Here is a 15,826-nt window from a genome sequence, read left to right as displayed (position 1 = left end):
ATCGTGACTCCGCCAATCCACACCAACCGGATTATCATCGTCGGTGCGGGTCTCGGTGCGCTTTACGCAGCGCTGAAACTGACCCCACGCCCGGTCTTGATGATCTCGCCCGAAACTTTGGGTGAAGGCGCAAGCTCTGCCTGGGCACAGGGTGGTGTTGCTGCGGCGATGGGCAAAGGTGACACGGCAGCCCTGCACGCGGAGGACACCGTTAAAGCGGGTGCCGGGACAGTAGACGCCCGTGTCGCGCGTCAGGTGACGGAGGAGGCACGTGCGCATATCGCAGCACTTACCCAGCTTGGAACGCCGTTTGATCGCGATGACGACGGTGGATATGTTCTGTCACGCGAAGCCGCCCACAGCTTTGCCCGTGTTGTACGCGTCCACGGCGATCAGGCGGGCCGTGAGATCATGGAAGCTCTGATAGCAGAAGTGGAGCAGACGCCATCGGTTCAGGTGATGGAAGGCGTGCTAGCCACCCGCTTAGAGGTAAAAGACGGCAATGTCACAGGAATCTGGATACAGAGTTCGTCAAAAGACGCCTCCAGACCTGTTCTCATTTCCGGGTTGGCCTATCTGCTTGCCGGTGGTGGCTCTGGTGGGCTTTTCGCGCTCACGACCAATCCGCCACGCATCAGAGGGCAGGTTATTGGCTTTGCTGCACGCGCCGGTGCAATGATGGCCGACACAGAATTCGTTCAGTTTCATCCGACCGCTCTAGACGTGGGTAAAGACCCGGCACCGCTTGCGACCGAAGCGCTGCGTGGGGCTGGCGCCACGCTCATCAACAAAGACGGTAAGCGGTTTATGCTTGATGTTCACCCTGACGCTGAACTTGCCCCGCGCGACATCGTTGCGCGTGCGATCTTTGCGCATACCCAAGCCGGAATGCGGCCGATGCTGGATACGCGCGATGCGATAGGTGCGAAAATTATTGAGGAGTACCCGGCCGTCGCCAAATATTGCGAGGACGCAGGGATTGACCCTGTGACAGAGCCTATTCCTGTCGCAGCGGCCGCACACTACCATATGGGTGGTATCGATACGGCAGCAGACGGACGCGCGAGCCTTGGGAACCTATGGGTCTGTGGTGAGGCAAGCTCTACAGGTTTGCACGGTGCGAACAGGTTGGCATCAAACGGGTTGCTAGAAGCACTGGTTTACGCGCGCAGTTGCGCGGAAAGCATTGTTGGCAGCTTAAGCGTGGAACCTGCAAAAGCCGCTGACGCAATCTCGGTCAAATTTAAAACTGGCGGGACTGCCCCAAAACCGGAACTGGTCGCCAAACTACGTAAAACAATGACAGATAATGTTGGCGTCGTGCGTAATGCTGCGGGATTGAAGAAGGCCCTGCTGGATATTGCTGCTCTGGAAGCAACTGATAAAGACTGCGAGCCGTTTCTAAACATGACAGCGACCGCAACGCTAATCGCTGCGGCCGCACTCTTGAGAAAGGAATCGCGAGGCGGACATTTCCGGGACGATTTTCCCGATGCGAAGCCCGATATGGCGCATCGAAGCCACGTGACACTGGAACAGGCGATGAAAGTCCGAACGAAAATTTTTGAGGAAGCACAATGACCATAGCGTATAGCACCCTCCCGGACCTTATACTTGAGCCTCTGGTCCGAAATGCCCTTACCGAGGATTTGGGGCAATACGGCGACGTCACCACCAGGTCTGTCATACCTGAAGACACAGAGTATCAAGCCCGGATCAATGCCCGTGCCTCGGGTATCGTGTCTGGGATGCAGATCGCCTCAATCGCGTTTCGTCTCGTTGATCCGACCTTGCAGATAGAAACCAAGCTTTCGGATGGCAGCGCTTGCGACCCCGGTGATACGCTGATGACAATCAGCGGCAAGGCTGCATCAGTTTTAATGGCTGAACGCGTTGCACTTAATTTTGCAGGTCGCTTGTCAGGTATTGCAAGCTTAACCGCCCGATTTGTTGCAGAAACCAAGGGCACAAAAACGCGCGTAACCTGCACCCGTAAAACGACACCGGGCCTCAGAATTGTCGAAAAGCAAGCCGTGCTGCACGGTGGCGGTTTTAACCATCGCTTTGGGCTAAGTGACGCGATCCTGATAAAAGACAATCACATCGCAGCGGCTGGCGGCGTCAAAGCCGTGTTAGAGCGTGCCAGAACAGTCGCATCGCATATGATGCGCGTAGAGATCGAAGTGGACACTCTCAGCCAGCTTGAGGACGTGTTGTCAACAAAAGGTGCGGATGTGGTGTTGCTGGATAATATGGATACGCCAACCCTGGCGCAGGCCGTCAATATGGTTGGTGATCAACTGACTACTGAGGCGTCGGGCAACATGACGCTTGACCGGATTGCAGAAGTTGCCGCGACAGGCGTTGATTACATTTCTTCCGGTGCGCTAACCCACTCTGCCCAAACACTGGATCTGGGTTTGGATTTTTAAAGGCCGCTTGGCGATTTATTGTGATGAGGGGCAAAAAAAAGGCGCTCTTGGCGCCCTTTTTATTTCACATTTTACCGGAATCCAGAACCAAAAATCAGGCTCTTTCAGCATATTCCATTGTCTCGGTGTTCACGATGATATCTTCGTCCTGACCCACGAAGGGTGGCACCATGACTTTGACACCGTTGTCCAGAATTGCTGGCTTGAAACTATTGGCCGCTGTCTGGCCTTTTACGACGGGCTCCGTCTCGACAATTTTACAGGTTACCTTTTGCGGTAATGTTGCGCTTAGCGCTTCGTCTTCGTGGTATTCGATAACTGCAATCATACCGTCCTGCAGGAACGGGCGGCGATCCCCCAGAATATCGGCAGGCAATTCGATCTGCTCATAGGTTTCGGAATCCATAAACACCAGCATACCGTCATTTTCATAAAGGAACGTCTGATCTTTCTGCTCAAGCCGGACGCGCTCAACTTTGTCGGCAGAACGAAAACGTTCGTTAAGTTTGGACCCATTACGCAGGTTCTTCATTTCAACTTGAGCAAACGCGCCACCCTTACCGGGTTTCACATGGTCCACCTTTACAGCCGCCCAGAGACCATCGTTGTGTTCCAGTACATTGCCTGGACGAATTTCGTTACCGTTGATCTTTGGCATATCGTTTAAACCTTGAGAAAATCTTGATCCGAGTTGGGCTGCACCTATATATTGGTGGTAGTTAGCTTGCAAGACGACGAGATAAGGTATGTCATGAAGAAAGCTATGCAATGAGTGCATAGCTGACATTCCAAAATTGGGATACCGAATCGCAGTGTTTTCGTCGTATTCAACGCTACGCCACAAAATGCAAGAGCAAGAATAAAAAGGACGACGAGATGCTTGATTTCGTTGACGGCACAGCTTTCAACCACGAACAGGGCAACCGCGCAAAGAAACTTTTTGCGGCGGTGGTTCTGGCTGCACTGGATGATGCCATTGCAGATGACAAGAAATATGGTAACGGCCCCGAGCAAATTGCACGTTGGGCAAGGTCACGCGACGGACGCGAAGTTCTGTCATGTGCCGGGATTGACCCGAACGAACGCGTTGTTGACGGGTTGATGGATTTTGTTTCGAAAGGTGTTCGCACCTCTGTTGCGCTATCGCGCGAAGAAAGTGAACGTCGCAGTCAACAAGCCGAAGCTGCCTAATACATTTCTGACTGATTGAGAATGACGCGCCCATTTCAGGGCGCGTTTTTCGTTTGCATGGGCGCCACCTTTAAATCTGGCTGCTCGCACCTCTCTGAAGCATTTCCAGAGGGTGATTTAATACCTAAAACCTCGCCTGCTTGATTAAGAGCCCGTGGTGCCGGCGCAATGCAGACCACTCACCTCTTTCCCCTCACTAACGTCGCTTGTAAGAAACGATGAGGAGGAGTCGCGCAAATGGCCAAAGCAATCATGATTCAGGGGGCTGGATCAAACGTCGGGAAATCGATGATCGTTGCTGGCTTGGCGCGTGCCTATTCGTTGCGTGGGTTAAAAGTGCGCCCATTCAAACCGCAAAACATGTCGAACAATGCCGCCGTTACGTCTGATGGCGGGGAAATCGGCAGGGCTCAGGCACTTCAGGCGCTGGCAGCTGGCGTGCCGCCCCACACAGATATGAACCCGGTTTTACTAAAGCCGGAAAGCGAAACTGGCGCTCAGATTATTTTGCGCGGTCAGCGCCTGTCTACACTGCGTGCACGTGACTATGCAAAAGTGAAGCATGACCTTCTACCCGCAACACTTGAAAGCTTTGGCAGGTTAGCCGCCGAGGCTGATCTGGTCTTGATTGAAGGTGCGGGAAGCCCGGCAGAAATCAATCTTCGGAAGGGCGACATCGCCAATATGGGATTTGCTGAAGCCGCAGATGTGCCAGTGGTGCTGGTTGGGGACATAGACAGAGGCGGCGTCATTGCGCAGATCGTCGGGACCCACACAGTTTTACCAGCGGACGACCGAGATCGGATTGTGGCGTTCCTTATCAACAAGTTTCGTGGCGATGTCAGCTTGTTTGACGATGGGCTGGCCGAAATCATTCGCCGGACGCACTGGTCTTCGCTCGGCATTTTACCGTGGTTCGAGGGTGCCTCACGCCTGCCCGCCGAAGATGTGATGGATATCAGATCGACTGAAAAAGGTGCATTCAAGGTTGCGGTGCCGCGCTTGTCGCGCATTGCAAACTTCGATGATCTCGACCCGTTGTCGATGGAACAAAACCTCAGCATTGATATGATTGAAGCAGGTCGTGCACTGCCAGGAGATGCGGACCTGATCCTGATCCCCGGTTCAAAGTCGACGATCGCTGATCTTGATTTTTTTCGTGCACAAGGATGGGATATTGACCTCAAGGCACATGTGCGCCGCGGCGGCCATGTGCTTGGAATTTGTGGCGGCTACCAAATGCTCGGGCGTGAAATCATTGACGAAGATGGTCTCGAAGGACGTGCCGGGCGATATGCTGGCCTTGGGTTGCTAGACGTCGTGACCGTAATGAAACCTGAAAAGAGACTGGCATTGACCGAAGCGACTTATCTGACGACGGGCGACAAGATTGAAGGCTATGAAATCCATATTGGAAGCACAGAAGGCCCGGACTGCGAAAATGGATGGTTAGGCCTTTCCGGACGCACAGAAGGGGCAGCCAGCGCAAATGGCCGTGTGCGTGGGTGCTATCTGCATGGTTTGTTCAGCTCTGACAGTTTTCGATCAGCATTCCTGAGCGAACTTGGTGCCGAGGCGGGTAATACTTCTTACGACGCTGATGTAGAAACAACGCTGGACGCACTGGCCAACCATCTGGAAAGCCATCTAGACCTTGATATGCTGTACGCTCTTGCCAGAGATGTTTAATCGAAATCGCGCGCAGCCATCGCGCGGTGGATTTCGCGGCGTACCAGTTTGCGCACATTCCGTGTAATGCGTTCCCCGAGCGAGCCCTGTAGTTCCTGACGAACAATTTCGCTGACCAAATCCCGAAGCGCCTCTTCGTCGATGACAGAATCTTCTTCGTCAAAGAAACCTTCTTTTTCGGCGATCATTGCTTCCTCGTTCAGAGTATCATCTTCGTAAAATTCTGACTCATCGGCGGCCGTGTCTTGTTCAGAATCCTCAGTGTTTTCAGGTGCCTCTGCGTTTTCAGATACGTCAGCAAGTTCATCTTTAACGTCGCGCGAATCTTCTGGTGTCGCGTTTACAAGACGCGCTGCTATTCCTGGAACTTCATCCGGGGTTTCTTCGTCAGGTTCCGAACCATCTGGCTCCCATTCGTCAGCCTGTCCACCAACAGCCGCCTCTAGCTCGGCTATCGTCATTTCAAGCGCGCTCAGCGCATCCCGGTCGAATACGATTTCGGCTGCATCAGGTTCTGCATCGACCCATTCTTCAACCGTTTCTGGTTCCTCTTGCGCTTCTGCGTTGTCTTCGGCGACCAAGGCAGCAACAGCGGTGTCTTCAGAATCCTGCTCGGCTTCGGACTCAGCTTCTTCGGTATCGCTCTCGGCCTCGACTTCTTCGGAAACGTCCTCAGCTTCGGCTTCTACGGCAGCGTCCTCAGCCTCAACTTCTTCGGCAGCGTCTTCAGCGTGGACTTCTTCGGCAGCGTCTTCAGCGTGGACTTCTTGAGTGTGATCTTCGCTTTGCTCTGCTTCTGTTTCTTGCAGGGCTTCGTCTACAGTCTCTGTGTCTTCATCGGCTTCAACCTGATCGTCAGATTCGCTCTGCATTTCCTCAGATTGTTCATCCTCGCTGACATTTTCTGGATTCTGATTCTCTACCGTTTCGTCCTCTGTATTGTCTTCAGAACGATCTTCGGAGACTTCAGCGCCTGAATCTTCGGTCACTTCTTCTGGCGCTTTTTCAGCAGAATCGTCTTCTGACTTATCTTCTGAACTCACCCGAAAAGCCGGTGTCAGCACAAGCTTGCTGCGGACACGTTCTTTGCGTTTTTGGCTAAAAGCATCAGTTTCGGCCTGCGGCGCAGGCTTAACTTCTTCGCTTACAAGTCTGCGTATAGAGGAAAGTACATCCTCAATTTCAGCATTCGTTACTGGATCTGACATGGGTTTTCCCGCTTACGCCTCGCTTGGATTGTAGCCTCAGGTGAAGCTTCGCACAACTAATAGTGTGAATTCTAACGTCAAAACTCTAGTTACGGCCAGTTCTGCGTAACAGGCTATCGAGTCGTGTGCCCTGTTCGCTTAGAGGGCGTGAAGGCGCATTGCGTACCGCATTGTAGTATTCTGCCGGATCATAGGTCGTAACCCCAAGACCCAGATGTTTGACTGTCAAATATCCCATCGACGACAAAAGCTGATATGCCGCGACCTGCGCATCTGTCTCTGCAGAAATGCGATTAGCCTGAGCGTCGAGCAGTTCCTGTTCTGCATCCAGCACATCAAGCGTGGTACGTGCGCCTAACGTCGCTTCCTCTTTGGTACCAAGATAAGCAATACGCGCTGCTGTAATCTGCCGGTCAGTGGCCTCGATGCTCGCGCGCGCCACAAGCAAAATGGCCCAGGCGTTCCCAACATTCTGAACAACTCTGTCACCTGCAAGATGCAACTGCGCCCGACTGCCATCGCGGTTCGCAATCGCGGAGCGTTGCAAAGAGCGAAGTTGCCCCCCTTGATATATGATGCCACCTAAATTGAGGCCGATACTCGAAGTGTTGGTGCCATCATCATCAACCTGGGCATCAGCACCGAGGCTGAGCGTCGGGCTCATCTGCGTGCGTGCGCGTTGAACGTTAAGTTCCGCAACAGTGACCAAACGCTGCGATTCACGAATATCAGGGTGGTTCTGCAACGCGATAGCCCGTGCGCTATCGAGTGATGCGGCGGTTTGGGGTGCCGCGGGTGGCGGTGCCAACTGACCCGGATAACGACCAATTGCTGCGTTATATTCTTCACGCGCCTGTGCAAGACTGCCCTGCGCAGCAGCAAGGTTGGCTCGCGAAGCGGCAAGGCGGGCTTCTGCGATTGCCACATCTGTCCGGGTAACTTCACCAACTTCAAAACGGTCTTGGGCGGCCCTCAGTTCCTGCGTTATCAAACGTACATTGTTTTCGCCCAGCGCAACAAATTCGTCTTCACGCCGTACGTTCATGTAAGCTTCCACTGCTCGCTGAAGCACTTGCTGTTCAATCGCGATCAACGCTTCACGTGTTGCGAGAACAGTTTCTTTTTTCGCCTCCAAGGCAAGTTGTCTTCGGCCAAAATCATATAGCGTCAGATCTGCGGACAAAGAAAGAGAAGATGAAAGCCTGTCACCGACAACTGAATCTGAGGAGTTGTAGCTTGTTCCACCCGCATAGCTAATGACCGGGCGCAAGGTTGAGACCGCCTGCGCGACATCCTCGTCGGCGGCACGAAGAACAGCCCTGTTCTGATCCAGCAAGCCACTGTTTTGATAAGCCGAAACCAGTGCGTCAGTCAGCGTTTCAGCAGCCGTAACAGAAGGCAACGTCAAGGAAATGGCAACTGCAACCGACCACAACAGGCGACCTTTAACTTTTGGCAACATACCGACCTCCTGACCCGCGAAAATCCGCCAGCGCACCAATATCAAAGGGCGAACACCCGCTTCTTTTCAAAGCCCGGCAAAACAGGTGCAGAGGCATTAAAGGAAAACCGCCAGCTTATCTGGCCATCGATTTTATATCCTACCCGCACAACACCAAGCGCATCTTCCATGAAAAGTGCGCAGAGTCTGCCGCCTTCTTTCAATTGATCAAGAATCGCTGGTGGAACTTCGGCAACGCCGCCCTGAATTGTAATCACATCATAAGGGCCGTGCTTTGGTGCGCCAACTGTTAATGCTGCTTCGACAACCGCCGCATTATCGATACCGTTTGATGAAAGGAGGGACTGCGCTTCACCAGCCATGCCCTCGTTCTCTTCAACGGCGACAACCGCTTCGGCCATACGTGCAATAACCGCTGCCGAATAGCCCAAACCACAACCGATATCGAGAACAAGTTCATCAGACTGAATGTTCAAAGCGTCGAGCATTTTGGCAAGTGTGCGGGGCTCAAGCATAACGCGACCGCCACCAAGCTCTAAGTTTTCGCCAACATAAGCGGCTTCTTTCATGTCGTCGGGAACAAAAGCTTCCCGGGCAACAGACAGCATTGCATCTATGATTGGAAATTTCGTTACATCCGACGGCCGAACCTGCGTATCCACCATCATTGTGCGTCGTGAAGAATAATTGCTCATTTCTAAACTCATTCGTCTAGTTTCCTTGCTAACGTCTTGCCATAGAACCTATCCAACAGCAACCTGTCTAGATACCCGATAGCGCCTTGCACCTCGAAAAATCCATGCTATAGAAAGCCCTACCCTTCGGCGAGTTGGCGGAGTGGTGACGCAGCGGATTGCAAATCCGTGTACACCGGTTCGATTCCGGTACTCGCCTCCATAAACTTACATTAAACAACTGTTATTAAACAATATGTCATTATTCCTTTGAAAATAAAATGCCATCTACCCGCCCAAATGAATCAGGTTGCGACGAACGGGTGCAAGTTGGGAAATGCTACTCCCAAAAGCGCTGTTAGTCGTTTATTTGTAGGTGATTTGTCGGCAGAAAATTTCACTTGGCAGTTCAAATACTTCCAAGATAACACGAGCTTGGAAGGCTAAGGTCTTACCACTACACAACGCCCGCTCGTGCTCAGCAGTGCATAATCCACTGTATCAGCATGGTCAATAAGCACCTGTGAATTAATCGGCTTTTGAAAATAAAATCCTCTCGTGGCTGAGCTGCTAACCCAACTCCCATTGCTGCTTTATTGCCCAGAGCATGCGTAATTGGGCGACCTCTGTTCTGAGGTCGAGCTCCCGATAGGATCACAGGATTGCTGTGAACAAGGGAGATAGATGATGGAATATTTTGTTGGACTGGATGTATCGCTGCGGTCATGCGCTCTTTGCGTCGTCGATACGAGGGGCAAGGTTGTCCTTGAACGTGAGCTGGCCTGCGAGGTTGATGACATCGCAGAGTGTCTTTCTCATTTTCAATATCCGATAGAACGCGTTGGCTTTGAAGCCGGAACGATGAGCCAACATCTTTACTTTGGACTGAAGGCAGCAAACTTTGATGTCGTTTGTATGGAAGCCCGGCAGGTGAACGCTGCCCTGTCAGCGATGAGAAACAAAACCGACAAAAACGATGCACGGGGCATCGCTCAGGTTCTGCGTACCGGCTGGTTCAGTCCTGTTCATATGAAGAGCCGCGAAGCCCATGGCCTTCGTGCGTTGCTGAGTACGCGCAAGGCACTGCTCAAGAAGACGATGGATTTGGCCAATGAAGCTCGCGGATTGCTGAAGATATTTGGCATTCGTCTACCCAAAACCGTCAAGCATGGCAGCTTTGATGGTGTCGTCCGACCTATGATCGAGATGGATGATGTTCTCGCACATGCCCTGGTGCCCCTGCTCGACGCAAGGGTGGTGCTTAATCAGCATTTTTTGGAACTGGATCGACGAGTCAAACGTGCGGCAAGCCACGATGAGGTCTGCATGAGATTGATGACGGTTCCCGGGGTTGGCCCCATTGCGGCATTGACCTTTAAGGGCGCCATTGATGATCCCACACGGTTCAAACGGTCCCGCACTGTTGCAGCGCATTTTGGACTTACACCACGACGATACCAGTCAGGGGAGCACGATAATCCAGGTCGTATATCGAAAGCAGGTGACCGAGATGTCCGCGCGACGCTATATGCTGCTGCAAATGCATTGCTTATGCGAACAATGGCAGGATCGCGGATCAAGTCCTGGGGCATGCGGCTGATGCGCACCAAAGGTCGCCGCAGAGCTGTTGTCGCTGTTGCACGCAAGTTGGCTGTCTTACTGCATCGTATGTGGATCGACGGCACGGAATTCCGTCAGGAACAAGTGGGAGGCATGGCATGATCTAAAAGCCGACCACCCAACCTAACGGGGTCGTCCTCACCGGACGAGGTTCGTGGATGAAGCCGAAAATGTCTGCTGCGCAATTAGAAGCGCGTCTCAGAGCGGGGCTCTCCACTGCCAATCCGACATATGCGTGCAGCGGTGCAATCACAGCATCAACCAGACTGCGAAGAGAAGCGTGACCCGGATGAGCGACAAAAACCCAAAAGAAAGAAGGAAAACGAGCTTGACCCAAACACCCAATTAGAGAAGCAGACATTCACGCAGTTCGCAGCGAACTACCGCTTTGAGCCCATAGGAGACCTATCGAATCCTCGCTAGGCGCGCTCGCGGAGATGATGACCGTGCGGGTGCCGAAATCACAATGCCGCACCACTGAGCAATTACCGGTCATTCATGATGGGCGCAGCGTGGTTCGACCGGTCAATGCACAGGCCGCGGGACAAAGTGGGCCTTGGCCGACTCCGGGACTGGCCAGTCTAAAACGTGAATGAGGCACCAGGCTAAAGTTGGAGAGCACCCAATCGGCGGGCCTCAGCTTGATCCACGTCAACGTGCCTCGGCAATTCTCAAGCTAGCCTTTTGTAAGCAAACGCGCCTACGCGGCGGGCCGCCCGCTTTCGCAACACCTGGTCTTCTGGAGTAGTTTTTATGGCTGCCATTGAAACAGATACCTCGAGCGAATCGGTCAGCACCGAAAAGCCCATAAACTCCGTGAGCGTGTTGAGGTCAGGCGACGCAGAGCAACACAAGGAACACCGCTACGGAAGTAAATTACCAAAGCTTTTTTGGGTCTTTTTTGGCAGGAGTTGGGTTCCCCTTCCGCTCCAGTTCTTTCTGATCGAGCACCGTGACGGCCCGATACTTTTCGATACTGGAATAGATCCAGCCGTTGTCACTGATCCGGGATACATCAAGCAAGCCATCGGGCGCTTCTTGTTGTGGCGGATCTTCAAGTTCAACGTCACCGAGCAAGACAGGGCCGACCATGTTCTCGAAAGAGCCGGTGTGGCGGCGGGCGATATCCGGACGGCGGTGATTTCGCATCTGCACTTCGATCACGTTGGCGGAATTGCGCAGTTTCCGCAGGCCTACTTGCTGGTCAGTGCACGCGAATGGGCGATCCTGTCCGAACCCAACCCGGAACGTGAATGGATCCTCCGCGAACACATCGAAATACCGTCGGCGAAATGGACGCAGATTACCTTCGAGCCAACAGACGACCCGTTGTTTAGCGAGTTTGACGGAGTTTACGATGTGGCAGGCGACGGATCGATGATCCTACTGCCGACGCCCGGGCACACTCCAGGTTCGATATCCATGTTGATCCGCCAAGACGGATGGGATCCAATTCTGCTGGTCGCGGATTTGACTTACGAAACGACACTTCTAGAAGACAACGTCGTTCCTGGCGTCGGCGACCGAGAGTCACTCCTGGCATCCTTCGCCAAGGTCCGTCGGCTCAAGGAACGTCTGCCAGATCTCAAAATCGCCGCCTCACACGACTTCAGTGCCGCCGAGACCATTGCAAGCGCCATGGGCCGCTCCCCGTAATTAGGCCTTCGGGGGGAAGTCGAATGCCAATTGCCGCGGCACTTAAGCGAAGCTGCCTTTGGCTCTGGGTTCCGCCGCTAGGTGCGAGCCTCTCGCTCATCCGCTGCAATCGCATAGGTCCGGATAGTCCCGCTTCTCGGTCGCTTCATCATCAACACTCCATCTTTCCAAAAAGATTAAAGTGTTGCGACCATCCGTTGAATCCACAGGGGCAATCCGGACGTTCGGTGAGTGCGCTCTACGCGTATTCCTGACCCTACCCGGACATCTGGAGAAGGGCCTGAAGGGAAGCCAGTCAGATGAATTTTGTGCCCATCGGCGGCCAAAGAATATCATCTGACGCCAACGAGCTTGTCACAGATCAGGGTCCCAATGACGGGTCTGGCCCAGTATCCCACATCTTCCACTTCAATGGTTGCCGCGATCCTGCCGGAACAGACCCAGCTTCTCCTGCGCCACACGGTCGGAATAGCTGAACAGCACCGACTCGCCCTCCGCCTCATGGGTGACCCAGGCCCAGCTCGGCGCGACGAAGATATCCTTCGGCCCCCACTCGAACTTCTCGCCGCCGATGGTGGTCCGCCCCCCGCCCTCGACGCAGACATAGATCGTCGCGTCCGTGGACCGGTAGGCGGCCGATTTGAACCCCTTCGGCAGCAATTGCAGGAAGGCCGCGATGGTCGGCATCGCGTGTCCGCCGTCGACCGGGTTCACATAGCGCATCTTCAGCCCGTGGCAGGGGTCCCATTCGCCCTGCGCCTTCATACGCTCCAGTGCCTCGCGCGACCGCGCATAGGGATAGTTGAAGATCGGCGAGGCCAGCTTCTCCTGTTTGTAATCCACCGGCAGCATGTTGGCACCATAGCGCGCCAGGCTGTCCCCGGTTTCCCGGCTCACCGGCTGTTCGTCGTCGCCGTAGCCCTCGGCGAACGAGGCGTCGAAATGGCTGACGATGGGGATGTCGAGGCCGTCGAGCCAGATCATCGGCGCCTCGGTCTGGTTGCCGTGATCGTGCCAGGCGGTCGGCGGGGTGATGACGAAATCGCCATACTTCATCATCGTCCGCTCGCCGTTCACCGCGGTGTGGGCGCCCGATCCATCCAGCACGAAGCGCAACGCCGACTGGCTGTGCCGATGGGCCGGCGCGACCTCGCCCGGCATTACTAGTTGCAACCCTGCATAGAGCGAGGTGGTGATCTTCGACAACCCGCGCAGCCCCGGATTCTCCAGGATCAGCACCCGCCGCTCTGCCTCCTTGGCGGTGATCAGCCCGCTCGCCTCCATCAGGTGTTCCCTTGCGGCGTCGAACTTCCACAGATGCGCGCGGCAGCCGCTCTTCGGCTCCGGCGTGATGATGTCGGACATCACCGCCCAAAGCGGAGTGAAGGCCTGCTTGTCGATCTTGGCGTAGAACGCCAGCCGCTCCGGCGTCTCCTCGGGCTTGCTTGTCAGGGACATGGGGCTTCCTCCTCAGTTGCTCAGGCCGTTGCCACCATAGATCCACGAAGGTTGTACCAGTCCTCGGGCGACATGCCGGACATAACTTGGTTGCGGACCGCCGCCTTGGCGTAGTTCGGGTGATAGATCCGACATTCCCCATTTGACGTTCCTTCCACGAGGTTACAGCCGCCAAAGGTGACTTTCCAAGCAATTTCTGTCTCCAGCCCTCTTGCGAAGGTGCGTGCCGGCCGCGAAGAGTGGCCGAGTGTGCTGGCCCTGGCGGTGCTGCTGGACTCTGTGGAACGTCTGTCAAATTCCAACAAGAAGGCAAAATTTTAGCACTGGAGTTCGATGGAAAGATGTCCGCGCCTGATGCTGTGGACGGCTCCTACCCCGGCATTGCGATGTACCAAGTTGTGGTGGTTAATCAAGAACGGCAAATGTCGCTTCTTGGCACTTTCTTGACTTAGCCTCAAAGGCAACAATCGGGACCGAACCGGACATTTGAAATATTGCTCAACGAACGACCTCGTCCCGCAGTACAGCCGTTGGAAAATCGCGCAGCGAACTACCGCTTCGAGCCCATACTGTGAATTCGATTTCCGTGCTGCGCGCACTCGCTGCACGAAAGATGCGGCATCTGCAAAATTCGTGGTGCGGCCATGCAGCGGAGAACCCGGCCAATCAGGCGGCGTGCAGCGATTTTGAAACCAAAGCTTGTATGGTATCCTCATGGAATCTCGATTAGAAGTTTGCACAGCACATGAAGAGCACGCGGAAGGCATCCGCAAAGTAATTTACGGTGCTATTAGGAAGGTCAACGCAACGGATTATCCACCTACAGAGATTGGCAGCCTCACCGAGCATTCTTCGACATCCCGTATTCTTGAAACGGTCTTCGCCAAGCGATGGTGTGTTGAAACACCTTGTCCCGGCGATTGCCTTGGAGAAGTGCCAAAGGTGGTCAGAGGAGGGACGTAATGAAATCACGGGTTTTAATCTTGGGTGCCGGTTTCGGCGGCATGGAGCTTGCCACTCAACTGTCCAATGCGTTGGGCGAAGCGGCTGACGTGACTGTCATCGACAAGGGAGAAAGCTTCGTCTTTGGCTTCTCCAAGCTGGAGGTCGCATTCGGTAAGAAATCCTTGGACGATGTGCGCCATCCCTACCAGGATTTTGAAAAACTCGGAGTTCGGTTGTTGCGTGAGACGATTACGGCCATTGATCCCGAGGCACGTCAGGTGACGACTGAGAATGGCATTTATACTGCTGAATATTTGGTGGTCGCGCTCGGGGCAGAGGTCGATCCTTTCGCCACGCCTGGACTGGCTGAGATTGGTACGCATTTTTACAGTGTCGATGGGGCTGAACGTGTCTGCGCGGCCTTACCTGATTTCAAGCGGGGCCATGCCGTGGTCGGAATTTGTGGCTTTCCCTACAAATGCCCGCCTGCGCCAACAGAATGCGCGCTCATGCTGGATAACTACCTGCGTCAACGCGGGTTGCGTGGAGAGTGCGAGATTACCTTGGTCTCACCTCTTTCGATCCTGACGCCGGTTTCAGCCGATCTGTCAGATGCTCTGATGGAAGCTTGCGAAGAAGCCGGTGTGAATGTTCTTCTGAAAACATTGGTTCGATCTGTCGCGGCGGGCATCGCCACGCTCGATGACGGTCAAGAGCTGCCGTATGACCTGTTCTTGGGCGTGCCAAAACATGTTGCGCCAAAAGTCGTACTCGACAGCGCATTGGCCGAAGGGGATTGGGTGCCGATTGACCTCGCCTCAATGCAGACTGCCTTTGAAAAGGTTTATGCGATTGGCGACATCGCCAAGACCGGGCTGCCAAAGGCTGGTTCGTTTGCCGAAAGTCAGGCCAGTGCAGTGGCCAGTAGTATTCTATCAAAGATTAAAGGCGGCACGCCCAAGCCCAACACGGGCAGCGGAGAGTGTCAGGTCGAATTCGGCGATGGCCGGGTCAGTTGGGCGGATGCGGATTTCCTTAGCGGGCCGAAGCTGGAGGTCATTTATAACCCCCCATCGATTGAAGGCCGCAAGCACAAGGAAGCCTTTGCGAAGAAACGCGAAATGCGGTGGTTTGGGAAGTAGGAATTGCAATAACCCAAAAGTCCGCGGCCCGTTTTTCGGTCCTGACTGCAGCGAAAGCACGGTTTGGCTTTCGCCGGTTCTTATCCGTTCGAATGCCCACAAAGGGGTGACACCCTGCGCCTCCGAAAATTCAACGCTGCGGATACAAGCATTTTCTGCGTCGGCAATAGCTGCGTGAGCAAAAGGCAGGTTTGTCCCGCACAACAGACCTTGCTGCAAGGCGCAGCATGGTCAAATTGAGCTTATTTTGTTCTCTAATCTGTCAATGTGCACTTTTCATATTTGCAGGGTAATTGACGTCTGAGGTTGCCTTGGTTCTCTTCGAGCTGACGGGCTCATGATGGGGTTG

The 15,826-nt window shown here is 54.2% G+C and carries 13 protein-coding genes and 1 tRNA gene; 9 read left to right on the top strand and 5 right to left on the bottom strand.

From position 1 onward, the window contains the following. Window positions 1-1,581, top strand: coding sequence for an L-aspartate oxidase (locus J4E70_RS15430; protein WP_377608355.1), 1,581 nt, complete (start codon window positions 1-3; stop codon window positions 1,579-1,581). After that, window positions 1,578-2,432: a carboxylating nicotinate-nucleotide diphosphorylase gene (gene nadC, locus J4E70_RS15425; protein ID WP_213890547.1), complete on the top strand. Its 855-nt coding sequence runs from the start codon at window positions 1,578-1,580 to the stop codon at window positions 2,430-2,432. The genes J4E70_RS15430 and nadC overlap by 4 nt, the downstream gene beginning before the upstream one ends. A gap of 94 nt (window positions 2,433-2,526) precedes the next feature. On the opposite strand, the gene efp is transcribed toward nadC, so the two are convergent. Continuing rightward, the gene (gene efp, locus J4E70_RS15420; RefSeq protein ID WP_213890546.1) at window positions 2,527-3,090 is read right to left on the bottom strand and encodes an elongation factor P; all 564 of its coding nucleotides are present in this window, start codon (window positions 3,088-3,090) and stop codon (window positions 2,527-2,529) included. A gap of 218 nt (window positions 3,091-3,308) precedes the next feature. Between efp and J4E70_RS15415 the strand changes: the two genes are divergently transcribed. Continuing rightward, entirely contained in the window at window positions 3,309-3,623 is a 315-nt protein-coding gene (locus J4E70_RS15415; RefSeq protein ID WP_213890545.1) for a DUF6280 family protein, read from the top strand. Window positions 3,624-3,860: 237 nt separating this feature from the next. After that, window positions 3,861-5,312, top strand: coding sequence for a cobyric acid synthase (locus tag J4E70_RS15410; protein WP_213890544.1), 1,452 nt, complete (start codon window positions 3,861-3,863; stop codon window positions 5,310-5,312). Here the strand turns inward: J4E70_RS15410 and J4E70_RS15405 are convergent. From J4E70_RS15405 to J4E70_RS15395, 3 genes are all read right to left on the bottom strand, one after another. Beyond that, entirely contained in the window at window positions 5,309-6,520 is a 1,212-nt protein-coding gene (locus J4E70_RS15405; RefSeq protein ID WP_213890543.1) for a putative sodium/potassium/calcium exchanger, read from the bottom strand. The genes J4E70_RS15410 and J4E70_RS15405 overlap by 4 nt on opposite strands. 85 nt (window positions 6,521-6,605) lie before the next feature. After that, the gene (locus J4E70_RS15400; RefSeq protein ID WP_213890542.1) at window positions 6,606-7,982 is read right to left on the bottom strand and encodes a TolC family outer membrane protein; all 1,377 of its coding nucleotides are present in this window, start codon (window positions 7,980-7,982) and stop codon (window positions 6,606-6,608) included. A gap of 41 nt (window positions 7,983-8,023) precedes the next feature. Next, entirely contained in the window at window positions 8,024-8,677 is a 654-nt protein-coding gene (locus J4E70_RS15395) for a protein-L-isoaspartate O-methyltransferase family protein (RefSeq protein WP_213890541.1), read from the bottom strand. Between the two features lie 128 nt (window positions 8,678-8,805). Between J4E70_RS15395 and J4E70_RS15390 the strand changes: the two genes are divergently transcribed. The 3 genes from J4E70_RS15390 to J4E70_RS15380 all read left to right on the top strand — a co-directional run bounded on the left by J4E70_RS15390 (window position 8,806) and on the right by J4E70_RS15380 (window position 11,932). Next, window positions 8,806-8,879 (top strand) — tRNA-Cys (locus J4E70_RS15390). 464 nt (window positions 8,880-9,343) lie between these two features. Further along, window positions 9,344-10,378: an IS110 family RNA-guided transposase gene (locus J4E70_RS15385; RefSeq protein WP_213890630.1), complete on the top strand. Its 1,035-nt coding sequence runs from the start codon at window positions 9,344-9,346 to the stop codon at window positions 10,376-10,378. Between the two features lie 651 nt (window positions 10,379-11,029). Then, complete coding sequence (locus J4E70_RS15380; RefSeq protein WP_213890540.1) at window positions 11,030-11,932, top strand: N-acyl homoserine lactonase family protein; 903 nt, start codon at window positions 11,030-11,032, stop codon at window positions 11,930-11,932. A gap of 408 nt (window positions 11,933-12,340) precedes the next feature. On the opposite strand, the gene gtdA is transcribed toward J4E70_RS15380, so the two are convergent. Beyond that, window positions 12,341-13,390, bottom strand: a complete 1,050-nt coding sequence (gtdA, locus tag J4E70_RS15375) for a gentisate 1,2-dioxygenase (RefSeq protein ID WP_213890539.1) — start codon at window positions 13,388-13,390, stop codon at window positions 12,341-12,343. 714 nt (window positions 13,391-14,104) lie between these two features. On the opposite strand from gtdA, the gene J4E70_RS15370 reads away from it, so the two are divergent. Continuing rightward, window positions 14,105-14,353, top strand: coding sequence for a hypothetical protein (locus tag J4E70_RS15370; RefSeq protein WP_213890538.1), 249 nt, complete (start codon window positions 14,105-14,107; stop codon window positions 14,351-14,353). Further along, the gene (locus tag J4E70_RS15365) at window positions 14,353-15,477 is read left to right on the top strand and encodes an NAD(P)/FAD-dependent oxidoreductase (protein WP_213890537.1); all 1,125 of its coding nucleotides are present in this window, start codon (window positions 14,353-14,355) and stop codon (window positions 15,475-15,477) included. The genes J4E70_RS15370 and J4E70_RS15365 overlap by 1 nt, the downstream gene beginning before the upstream one ends. Window positions 15,478-15,826 lie beyond the last annotated feature (349 nt).

Origin of the sequence: Pseudohalocynthiibacter aestuariivivens (genome assembly GCF_018457175.1) — a bacterium.
GTDB classification, from domain to species: domain Bacteria; phylum Pseudomonadota; class Alphaproteobacteria; order Rhodobacterales; family Rhodobacteraceae; genus Pseudohalocynthiibacter; species Pseudohalocynthiibacter aestuariivivens.
The sequence above is the reverse complement of the archived record's forward strand: the minus strand, read 5'-3'. Positions and strand labels throughout refer to the sequence as shown.

Bases quoted from the DNA above. Each gene is read 5' to 3' on its own strand.
- J4E70_RS15405 (WP_213890543.1), bottom strand. From the start codon at position 6,520: ATGTCAGATCCAGTAACGAATGCTGAAATTGAGGATGTACTTTCCTCT.
- J4E70_RS15410 (WP_213890544.1), top strand. From the start codon at position 3,861: ATGGCCAAAGCAATCATGATTCAGGGGGCTGGATCAAACGTCGGGAAA.
- J4E70_RS15380 (WP_213890540.1), top strand. From the start codon at position 11,030: ATGGCTGCCATTGAAACAGATACCTCGAGCGAATCGGTCAGCACCGAA.
- gtdA (WP_213890539.1), bottom strand. From the start codon at position 13,390: ATGTCCCTGACAAGCAAGCCCGAGGAGACGCCGGAGCGGCTGGCGTTC.
- efp (WP_213890546.1), bottom strand. From the start codon at position 3,090: ATGCCAAAGATCAACGGTAACGAAATTCGTCCAGGCAATGTACTGGAA.
- J4E70_RS15400 (WP_213890542.1), bottom strand. From the start codon at position 7,982: ATGTTGCCAAAAGTTAAAGGTCGCCTGTTGTGGTCGGTTGCAGTTGCC.
- nadC (WP_213890547.1), top strand. From the start codon at position 1,578: ATGACCATAGCGTATAGCACCCTCCCGGACCTTATACTTGAGCCTCTG.
- J4E70_RS15365 (WP_213890537.1), top strand. From the start codon at position 14,353: ATGAAATCACGGGTTTTAATCTTGGGTGCCGGTTTCGGCGGCATGGAG.
- J4E70_RS15385 (WP_213890630.1), top strand. From the start codon at position 9,344: ATGGAATATTTTGTTGGACTGGATGTATCGCTGCGGTCATGCGCTCTT.
- J4E70_RS15415 (WP_213890545.1), top strand. From the start codon at position 3,309: ATGCTTGATTTCGTTGACGGCACAGCTTTCAACCACGAACAGGGCAAC.
- J4E70_RS15370 (WP_213890538.1), top strand. From the start codon at position 14,105: ATGGAATCTCGATTAGAAGTTTGCACAGCACATGAAGAGCACGCGGAA.
- J4E70_RS15395 (WP_213890541.1), bottom strand. From the start codon at position 8,677: ATGAGCAATTATTCTTCACGACGCACAATGATGGTGGATACGCAGGTT.